At 71.5% G+C, this 11,021-nt stretch carries 1 protein-coding gene and 1 pseudogene; both read right to left on the bottom strand.

The genetic code is table 11. From position 1 onward, the window contains the following. Positions 1–1,194, bottom strand: a pseudogene (locus ACFWZ5_RS41535) (hypothetical protein); the annotation flags it as partial. Positions 1,195–1,692: 498 nt separating this feature from the next. Further along, positions 1,693–11,021: 3'-5' exonuclease (locus ACFWZ5_RS41530; RefSeq protein WP_384892314.1), on the bottom strand; the 9,329-nt coding region annotated here is incomplete at its 5' end.

Genomic DNA, 11,021 nt, shown 5'->3' with positions numbered 1-11,021 from the left:
GGGGGCCGTACGGACCGCCCAGATACGGCGGGCCCGCGCGAGCGCGGCGACGTCCGCCTCTTCCGCCCGGAAGCGAAGGAACAGGTGGGACATGCAGTCGGCGTCGCCGCCGTCCACCCGGTACAGCGGCTTCACGTCGCTGTCGTCGAGGTGAAGACTGCACCGGCCGCAGACCCCCTCGCCCGCCAGCTCGAAGGCATGGTTGCGGTCCTGTGCCCACAGCGGCTTGTCGGCCAGCTCTCGGGCCTCGCGGGCCACCTTGACGCAGAAGTCCACCGCCTCCGCCCGGCTATCCCAAGGGGCGAACTCGGCGACGACCGTGCCCTCGGACTCGACGCGCGGCACGAACCGCTTGGTCAGGGTCTCGTCGTTCTGGTCCGCCTTGACTACGAAGGGGATGCCGTCGGCGACGACGTCGAAGGCCACTTCCGCCGGGTCGAAGCGGGGACCCATCTGTCCGACCGTCACCTCGATCGGCTCGCGCACCCGAGCCAGGGCCCGCCCGCGGTGGGTGTCCGGAGGCAGCCAATCGGCATACGAGGCGACCGGCCGGGCGGGCACCGAGTCCACCTGCGGCAGGTCTGCCAGCGGCAGCTGCCGCCCGGGCCCGTCGGCGGGCCGCAGGCAGGTGGCCGCGCCGTTGAGGGAGTAGGTGTAGCCGGTGGCCTTCTTCCCGCTGCGGGACAGCACGTGATACTCGCCGGTGTGACCGGTCCGGTCCGTGCTGACGAACCAGGTGTCGCCGGCCGGCCCCGGTCCCATCACCTGCCCCGTCACCTGCTGGCCGCTCTGCCCGTCCCGCCAGGTGACCCACGAGCCGATGCCGTACTCCGCAGGAGTCAGGCCGGGGGTATCCGCGCGCCTGGTCAGCCGGAGCGAGGGCAGCGGCCGGAACGGCTCCAGGCGGTTGTCCCCCTTGTATGTGCGGCGCCACCGGGCCAGCTGTTCGGCCTGTTGAGCCGGAGCCTGCGCCGCCTGCTCGTTCTTGGTCTCGACGACCGCCGTGAGTTCACGGTGGCGCCGCTGGTAGCTCTCCACCGCCTCCTGGACGATCCCCGCATCCGCAGGGACTTCGAACAGAGTGAACGTCAGCCGCCCGTCCGCGCTGGTCAGGCGGGCCCGCCCGTCGTCGCGCGCAGCAGCGGCGTCCGGCCCGGCCGGTGCTCCTTCGGGCTGTACCTCTTCCACAGTCATCTGCCCGTCCAAGACGCCAGCGGACTTCTCTGGCTCCGCCTCCGCTGGCTCCGTGGCAACGTCCTGGCTGTGGAGGCACGCTGGGTGGCTGGATCGCCGCGCGAGGCGGGTATGGTCCGGCTCGCCTCCCCCTCCCCTGCGCCATCACGCTCACTGTCATCGGTCCCTTGGGGAGCGTCAGCTCCCCTTCCGTCACTCGTGGTGGAGGGTTGTCCCAGGACCGGGATGTCGTCCAGCGGCGACTGCCAGCCGGCAGCGTGCGCGCCGGAGTGTGTGTTCCCGCCCGGTGTCCTGGTCATGGGAATCCTCCTGGGCTCCTCGGCATCCGTTGCGCCCGGGGTGTGCGTGGCGGGCTGGGACAGCCGCAGAGGCCCGAGCGTAGGGAGCACCGGGCAGCGCGCGCAGCAGTGACGGCGGCGGTTTCCCGCACGGCTGGAAGCCCGGCGCCGCGGGCTCTGGTTTTCCCCCGGGGCGGGAAGGAGGCGCGGCGCACGCCGGTCACTTCACACTCATGCCAGCACTCGCCTGCTCGTAGGAGCAGTGCGAGGCCTGCCCGGGGACGTGAGGTGCGGCTTGCGATGTGGCGGGGGATGGACGGGGGCTGGGACCAGAGTGTGCTCTGGCTTGGTCGTTGAGGCGCTGCTGTTGTGCGGACATCAGCCGCTCGGTTCGTTGGCGTAGGTCGGTTTCGTGGAGGCTCGAGGGCGTGGGGGCGGCGCTGGGGGCAGCCGCGTTGATAAGGCCCGACAGCAGTACGGAGGCGGGCTGAGTGTCCAGCGCGTCGCGAGTGACGCGGGCGATGGGGCGCTGGGTGGGGTCGATGCCCATGTCCACGACCCGGCCAAGGGTGGGGTGGTCAAGGGCTGCGAAGTAGACCGGTTGCCGACCCAGGTGGCACAGAACCTGTGGTCCGGGCACGGGCTCGGGAGCATCGAGGTGGCGGCGCAGTTCGTTGCTGAACAGGCGGGAGGCCTCTGCGGTATCGGTGCTCGTGCGCTGGTTGATGGAGAGGCCGGTGAAGTCCGGTCCAAGGAGTGTCCGGGCACGTTGGCTGTCGGGGGTGGGTGCCTGTGACCGTCGGTCGTCGGCGCTGGCCTCCGCTTCGGCGATCGGTACTCCTCGCGTCTGCACCGGGCGGGCGTCGGCCGATGTGTCACCGGCCTTGCGTGCGGTGGCAGCGGCATCGGGTCGGGCCCGCGACGGGGTGGCGCTGAGGCCGTCGGCCGGGAAGAGACCCTCCTGCTGAACCGGCGCAGTCGGCCTGCGGCGTGTGCCGCCACGGTCTGCGGACGAGCGTCGATGCGGTGGTGGTGCAGCCGGGCCGCCGGAAGTCGATGCCTGGGCATCCTGCGCGGCGTCGGTGTCTGCCGTCAGGCCATGCTGGACTGGCTCGGCGGGATCAGCGGGCCGCGGCCTGGGCGTCAGCGGAGTGCGGACCGCGGCGGGTGCGGGCGCGGCGCTCGGTGGCGTGTCGCTCTCCTGATGTGGGCCCGTAGCCGCTGACACGGCGGATCGGTCCTGGGCGGGGGCATCCCGGAACTTCCAGCGCGGTTGGGGGGCTGGGCCGGCATCGGTGGCGGGGCGGGCCCCATGCGGTGTGGGTTCGTGGCGGGGCCTATCGGTGCGAGGTCGGCCGCCGGTGCCCTCTCCAGCAGCTGGCTCTTCGGTAGCGGTCTCCGTGTGCAGTGGGGCCTGGCCGGTGCCGGGCTGCCCGCCGTGCCGCGTTCTTGGCCCGCTGGAGAGCACAGGCGCCTCCGTGGGACGGTGGCCGGTCCCGCGGTCTCGAAGCGCATGGGCGGCGTTTGCCGACTGCGTGGGCTTGCTATTGCTAAGCGCGCTGTGATCGGCCAGCGGCGCATGGATGCTCGCAACATGCGGATCTTCGAGGGTGTACTTGCACTCCGGCGTGGCGGGTTCGGGGACCGGCGGAGTCGGGCGATGAACAATGCGTTCGGCCGTTCTGATGTACTCGCCGACCTCGATGCCGGCAGCGGGCACGGTATTCGTGCGGCGTTCCAGCTCCTGCAGCTCTGCGATGTGCCGACGCAGCTCACTCGACCGCGAAGCCCAGCCCTCGCCCCGGGACGACGCATCGTCCCCGTCAGCCGCCGCCAACAGGCCAGGGCCGGTGATGCCGGTCTCCCGCTGGAGGGACTCTGCGGGGATGTCGTCGGTGCCCGCCGGGCGGGAAGGGCTCGTAGGCTGGGCGGGGGCCTCGGTGGCGGGATCTGCGGCTGTCTCCTGCGTCCGGCCCTCCCCTTGGATGCTCGGGCGGGTGTCACTGCCCACGGCTGCGCGGCCCTGCGTGGCGCCGCCGTCCGCGCCGGTGGAAGGCGCATTCGGGGTCGGGGGGTGGGGCGTCGATCCCGCCGCAGGTGTCTCGCTCTCGCTGGGTGCATGAGGGTGGGCCAGGTGCGTGCTCCAGGACTCCTGAGTGTGTTCGTCGAGCCGCCGGACGATGCCCGGTGCCCGGTCACGCCCCAGGCGCAGGCTGCGGGTTCCTGGGGTGTGCTCTTCCAGGCCGGTGCCGTCGGTCGTGTACTGGCGGCGCCAGACGCGTACCTGGTCCAAGTCCACGCCCGGTCCGTCATGAGGGGTTCCCGGGGCCTCCCCCGCCACGACGACACCGATGACACGCCAGGTTCCATGGCCGTTCCAGTGCCGGATCTCTCCCGGTTCTGCGTTGGCCAGTTGCCGAATCTTGTCTTCCGCGATCTCGAATTCGACCACGTCACCCGCACCGAGCTCAGCGGTGTAGAGGCGGGTCGCGGCGGTTCCGTCGAAGGCGATGGCCGCGGCAGCAGCCTTGGGGTCTTTCGTGAACAGCGGCACAGTTGCCCGAGGGGCGTAGTCGTCGGCAGCGCCGTCGCAGGTGTGGATACGCCTCATGCGTCCGAGGTCCTCGACTGCAGTGACCCGGCGCGGCAGTTCACCGTCGAGCAGATCGCCGACGGTGAGGTCCTCGGCGAACTTCCTTCCTTGGCCGGCGCCGCTGTTGGCCGCTGCCTGCGCCGCCTCCTGGTGCATCTTCGCGGGGTTGACTCCTTGAGGGATCCCCTTGCCGTCAGCGTAGGTGGCGGCATAGGCGCGCAGCACCGCCACGCGAAACGGCTCTTGCTGGTCCGAGACGAACCCATCCACCTCAGTGCGCATGTCAGGACTGGTCCAGTTCACCGCGGTGCCCTCGGCGCGCCGCAGCGCCGCGAGGTGGGCGGCGAAGGTCTCCGCCCGGTCGCGGGAGGTGAACGTAAGACTGCGCCGACCCCACCGGAGTGCGTCCGCAGCCGGGAAGACCTCCCAGCCCGTACGGAAGGCGAGGAGGGCGAACTGGCCGTCAGCGCTCAGATGCAGGGTCTGGCGCTCCATGGCGGAGGACCAGTAGCGCATGAACGCGCCGGTGCCGGTGTCGTCGGCCGGGTATCGTCCGCCAGCACACCAGTGCGCCACCATATCTGCTCGCTGGGCGAAGGCGCCGGGGACCGACCGGGCGGAGGCTCGCTGGGCGTCGTCGGCCTCGGCCTGCCGGTCGTTCTCCTGCGCAGTCAGGACTTCCATGCACGCACGGGTATCGGTGCGGGCACGGGTGACGGCGTCGCGGTCCGTGAGCTCGCCCCATGGGATGGCTGTGCCGTTGCTGTCGGTGGCTGTGGCCAGGAGGCCGGCGTAGGTCTGGGCGCTCGTCTTGCGGGTGTCGCCGTCGTAGCCGGAGACGACGACCGCGGTGCGGGCGTGGACGATGTACCAGCGGCCCTTGTGGCGGATTCCTTCACGGCGGTCGGTCGAGGTGGACTTGGCGATGAGGAAGGTACCGTCGGCGGTCAGCTGTCCCTTGTCCATGTCCAGGGATTGGCACACGGAGCGTGCCGGTTTGTCGCTGATGGCGGCCAAGTGCTCGCGTGCGGCGTCGATACCGGTGAAGGCAGCGGGCTGCCGTGGCTCGGAGGCATCGGCGACTGCCCCGGGCGGGGCGGGCGGACCGGAGGCGGCGTCGGACGGTGCGGGCGGACGGGGCTCGGGGGCAGGCGGCTGTTCGCTGGGCCCCGTGCCGGGCTTCACCTGGCGGGTCGAGGGCACGGGGGCCGAGGGTTCGAAGGCATGGTCCTCGGGCGTTGGGTCTGCATGCTCGGGCGTGGCGTGGGCCTGAGGGAGCTGGTGGGGGGCGGTGGGCAGGGCTGGGCGTGCGGCGTGCCGGGCGGCTGCGATCTCGCGGTGCCGGGCGTTGAGGCGGGTACGGCGTTCGAGGTCGGCGGGCGAGACTGCTCCGTCCGGGACGGTGCCAGGGTCGGTGCTGTGGTCCATGGCCCGTCGGTATGCCTTCAGGCCGGTTTCCTCGTGAATCCGTTCCTGTTCGGTCATCTCGGCTGCGGGGCGGGTGCCGATGGGCAGGGGGGCTCGGCGGCGGCCGGCCTCGGCGGGGTTTTCAGCGGCCGTCTGTGACTCCTCGTGTTTCAGGAGCTGTTGGGCAGCCTCGGTCTCGTGGATGGGGCGCGGCGGTGGATCGGTATCCGCCACAAGGACGCTGGGGTTGTGCTGGAGGGCCGCGGCGAGGGAGGTGGCCGCCTCGGCCAGGGCGGTGAGCCCTTGCCGGGTGTCTGGGCTGCGGTCGCTGACGTACTTCTGGGCGAAGGCGTTGACCGCGTGGGCGAGCTGAGGCAGCCGTGCTGCCAGCTCCGCGGGGGTCACGGGGCGGCGCAGCACCGTGGCGGCAGTGGCGCGCACGTCATTCCAGGCGCTGGCGCCGGTGATCGGGCCGGGCGGGGCATCGTTGAGAGCGCGGCGGATCCTGGTGCGGGCGACATGCAGGATGCGGTGCTGGTCGGTGAAGGCGTGAGCGCCGTGTGCGGGACGCTGGGCCCCCAGGGCTGCTGCGTCGGGAGTCAGAGTGTGCTGGACTTGCTCACCGTCTTTCTCCCCGGTGATCGTCAGTTGGCCGGCAGGGGTCCGGCTGGCTGCGGTGTAGGTGAAGGGCTCTGTTGCCACGCCGGGCTGTGCCTCGATGCTCCTGGATCCCCAGCTGCGGCGGGTGTGCGGCAGCCGGATCGATTCGCCTGGGGTGAGGGTGGCGAAGGCTGCTGGGCGCCACCCGTTGGGCGCTGCGGCTTCGAGGTCCTCGAGTTCCTTGAACAGTGCGTCCTGGGCGAGGGCAGGTTGCTGGTGCGCGTGGCCGCGCAGATAGCCGTCCCGGTTGATGAACTGGGCCCCGCGGCCCGCGGTGACGACGGCGCCGAGGAGGGTGCCGCCTTCGTCATGGACCAGGCAGATGCCGTCCTGCTCGGTGTCACGCGCAGTGTCCAGGTACTGTGCGAAGACGGCGCGTTGGGATTCTGCCTCGGTTGCCTGGCCGCGGCGCGAGTCGGCCTCGGCCTGGAGTCGGTCGCGGCGGTCGGAGATGAGCGGGGCGTGTTCGGGACGGGCGGCCGGACGCTCGAGGCTGGCCAGCTCGGCGGTGATGTCCTCGTCTTCCAGATCACTGATCTTGAGGGTCAGGGGGCGTGCGTAGTCCGTGGACGGTGCGCTGTCAGCGCGGGTGATCTGACCCTTGCGCCACTGGGCCAGTACTTCGCGCCAGGTGGTGTCGTCGCCGTCGCACAAGGCCAGGCCGCTGGGTGTCACCTGCTCCACCCGGCGCCAGTAGGAGCAGCTGCGCACGAGGACGTCGTCGCCCGGGGCGAAGTCGGCCGACGACCAGCGTCGTTGCGCGGCCGACTCACGTACCGCCTCCTCCAGCTGTTTGCGGTCCTGGCTGGTGAGATGGGGCGGTGTGGGCTCGGCGAGGGCCGCTTCGCGGGCCGCCGGGTTCGGGTGGACTTCGACGATGCGTCCGACCCGGGCCAGGGCTCCTACGAGCAGGCTTGTCTTGTGCCGTCGGGTGCCGGCGTGCTGCGGCTTGCCGCGGATGTGGGGCAGACCGATGGTGTCGCTCTTCGCGACCCGGCCGAAGTCCGCCAGGCGCAGGGCCGCCCAGGCTTGTTCGTCGCCTTCGCTGAAGCCGTGGACGATGGTGGTTGTCTCATTGTGTTCGACCCATATCGCATCGCGCGCCGGTACGGCGTCGGCGGCCGGGGCGTGCAGCAGCTGCCAGTGGCGGACCGCGACGTGGGCGGTCGCCTCGATCGTGGTGGCGCCTGGCAGATGGTCCCCGCCGATGATCAGTGTCCATTTCTTGCCGTGGCGTGGACTCGTGGCGCGGGCGATGACGCTTGCTCCATGGCCGATCCGTACGTATCGCGTGAAGTCGTGGTAGTCAGCTGTGGGGTCCCACTCGCGGGCGGGCTCCCACCACAGCCAAAAGCCCGGCCTATCTGGCACCGGTTCAGCGCCTTCGGGCCAGTTGGAGGTGTCGATCTCCGGGGTGGCGGCTGAGGGTGTGAGGGCGGCCGAAGCAGAGGCTGAGGCAGCGGTGGCGGGTGCGCGGTGGCGGGGGGTGGTCTCGACGGCGAGAGTGCGGCCGCGGGCGGCCAGGAGCGCCACCAGCCGCTCGACGGCACCGGCGTGTATCTCCGGGGGCTGCTTGGAGGAGACTGCCCAGTACTGGAAGGTCTTCCGTCCGGCCGTGCGCTCGTAGATCGGACGGAACGGACCGGCCAGTTGCAGGGCTGCCCGGAGCTCGGCGTCGTCCTTCTTCGACCCATGGATGCGGGTGCACTGTTCGTGGTGCTCGACCCAGACTTCTTCGGGCTGCTGGGCGCGTGGGGGCAGCGGACCGGTCAGGGCCGCGTGGGTACTGGCGATGCTGCCGGCCGCATCTGCGGGGCTGCGCCCGTTGAACAGCTGGTCGTCGCCGAGACAGGTGCGGTAGCGGGTCTGGGCCCTGGCGGTGGTGAACGGCTCGGCGTGCCCGATGAACCGCCCCTGGGCGAAGACCGCGATCGTGCCGGTCTCCGGGTCGGCATGGTGCAGATATCCGGGGTGGCCGGGCAGCGGCTCGGCGTCCTGGGGCGGTGCGATCTGTGGTTCCTCTCCGGCCCAGCGTGGCACGTCCGCCCTGCCAGGCACCGTGGACGTTTCAGCCGCGGGCGCGTGCGGCGAGTCCGCGGCAGGTTCGGCAGCCGAAGAGCGGTGCCGGTCCGCTGCGCGCACCGCGTCGTACAGGGCTTCGTCCTGGGTGTCGTACGGGTCGGAGATCGCGCCGTTGTCGTGGTGGAGGACGAAGCCGTGGAGGTCGTCGACCAGGTGGTGTCCGCTGGGCGCGCCGTCGACATGGACGGTGCGGCGCCCGCTGCTGGTCGCCTGTCCCAGGCTCACGCGCGTCAGGGCGTGGGTGCGTCGTTGTGCCGGTGTGGGGCGCTCCAGCAGGTGGCGTGCGTCGGTGTCGCCGAGCATCTGCAGAAGTGCGTCGTGGGGAGCGGGTGGTGTGCGCAGTGCGGGTTCGGTGGTGGCCTCCAGGCGGGCCAGATACAGGTCGACGGCTTCGATGAGGGTGGCTGTGGCCCGCTTGCTCGGTCCTAAATGGTTCCAGGTGTCCAGGGTTTCGGCTGCTCTCAGCAGCTCGCGCCAGCGGCGGACAGGAGCTGTCTGCTCACCTTCAGGGCCGGGCTCGGCCAGGGAGGCGAGGGTGGTGCGTGCTGCCTGCCATGCCGCCCATTCGGTCTCGTGCCAGTCCTCGTCGTCGCGTGGTGTGTCGCTGCCGTAGTCGGTCCGGTGGCAGCGGCTCCATTGCACGACCGCGGCGGCAGCCGTGTAGTGGGCCTGGGCGTGGTCCTGCGTCCCGCTGAATGCTGCCGGGGGCGCGGGCTGTGTGTCCGTGGGGTGGTCATCGATGAGGGTGCTGGGGTGGCCCGCTTGGCGCAGGGCATGGGCCAGGGCCTGAGCGCGGCGGCCGCGCAGGGCGGTGCTCCAGTGGTCGGGCAGCGCGAAGGTGTTCGACGGGCCGGTGGCAGCGGGCTGGAAGCCGAGGGCGGTGGCCTGCTCGGCGGCATCGTCGGGCACCTGCTCGATGCTGGTGAGGGGGATGGAACTCGGCCGGTGACGAAGGATCAGCGCCGCCGGGCCCGGCTCAGCCAGGTGTGCAGCGCCGGTCTTCGTCGTGTCTGCTGCGGCCTGACCTGCTTCGGCGATCTTGCCGAGCTGGACGAGGAGGTCGTGGCTGGTCACTCCCGCGAGGAGGGTGGCCGACAGGCGCGTCAGGTAGGTCCACGCTAGGGCGTCGTACTGCGCGCAGGCCTCGTGCAGGTAGGGGTCGCGGTCGGCGATGCGGCGGGCCAGCAGGCGGGACTGCTCCCCGGTTGCTACGGCGTGCCAAGGGATGTCGTGGTCGGTCAGGCACCGGGTCAGCACGTCCGTCTCCAGCAGCAGCGGGTCGTCTGGCGGGACCCGGGCGTGCAGGGCGGTGCGCAGCCGGTGCCAGGCCCGCAGGGCATGATCACGGTCGGGGACGAGCCGGTGCGCGATCTCGGAGAAGGGGGTGGCGGGTCCGCCGTAGGGCTCGGCGGCTTGGGCTGCGCTGTGCAGGTTGCTGGACAGCTTGGCTGTGTCGAAGGGCTGGTCCCAGCGCTGCAGGAGCTGGCTGGCCTGGCTGTGGAGGGTGGCCAGGCCGTCGCGCAGCTGTGTGGGGGCGTCGGGGTGTTGCCGGGCTGTCCAGCCGAGCAGCGTTCGGGTGTGGCGGGCGGCGCGGGCCAGGGGGCCATGGTCGGGGTCGGCCTCGACGCTCTTCCAGGCGTTGGTGAAGGCTTTGAACGTGCGGTGCTGCACGGCCAGATGCTGGCCGGCTGCGGCAATCCACTGGGTGGCACGCTGCGCGAGCAGTTCGTTGGCCTGCCGGGCGGTCGCGCGGTCGGGGAAGGCGCGTGGGGGGACGGGCCGCGAGGCCAGGGCGATCGCGGTCCGCAGTGTTTCCCGTTCGGCGTCGGTGGGCGGCGGGTGGGCGGCGGGGGCGGTGAACCAGGCGTCGAACGCGGGCGTGTAGGAAGCATCGCCCCTGGCGGCGGCCGTGCGCAGGGCTGCCTCTACTGGTTGCGTGCTGTTCAGGGCGAGGTCGTAGAGGGCCAGGAGGCTCTGGGGTAAAGGGGGCGGCAGTGGAGGTGCGGGGGCTGCCGTGTCCTGGGCGTCGTGGGGTGCTGCGGTATCCGGGCGGGCCGGTGGTGAGGGGGGCGCGCTGGGATGGTGGCCGCCGGAGGCAGAGTTCGGGGCCGCGGGCGCAGCGGCAGGTGCGGCCGGTTCCGCGGTGTGGGGGGATGGTGCAGAGGGGGGCGGCGCCGCGGTGGACGGGCGTTGGTGGGGAGGCTGGTAGCGGCCCTCGGCCAGGGCCTGGTCGAGTTCGGCGTCGGTGGCAACGGGTAGTTGCGGTGCCTCCTTTCCCTTACGCCGCAGGACCTGCTCCGGAATACACCCGGCGGCGTCGCCGGTGTCGGTGTTGCGGATCACCACGGTGAAGGGTGGTTCGGTGCGCAGGACTATGCCTTGGTGCACGCTGCCGTCCTCAGCCTCGTAGAGGACGGGGTCGTCGGGGTGGAAGTCGGCCGTGGTCCATGGCCGGCGGTAGACCCCGGTGGGCCGCACGAGGGGATCCGGGGTGGCGGTGGCTTCCCGGCTCCAGCCCAGGGAGCCGATGTCGAGGGCCTGTGTAGGTCGGGTCACGGCGACGTAGCTCAGGCGCAGCATCTCGTCATCGGGGGTGGTGTCCCACACGATCTTCCCGGCCTGGTCACTTTCGGGCCCGAGGAAGTCGCTGGCGATCCGTACGCGCGGCCATTCCAGGCCCTTGCTCTTGTGGGCGGTGGAGATGGTGATGTCCGGGTTCTGGTATTCCGAGACGATGCCGCCCTGGCCGGGTTCGGGCTCGGGGGTGTGCGCGGTGAGGTATTCCTCGATGGCGGCCCGGGCCTTGG

It is taken from the genome of Streptomyces sp. NPDC059003, from assembly GCF_042740445.1.
Classification (GTDB): domain Bacteria; phylum Actinomycetota; class Actinomycetes; order Streptomycetales; family Streptomycetaceae; genus Streptomyces.
The sequence above is the reverse complement of the archived record's forward strand: the minus strand, read 5'-3'. Positions and strand labels throughout refer to the sequence as shown.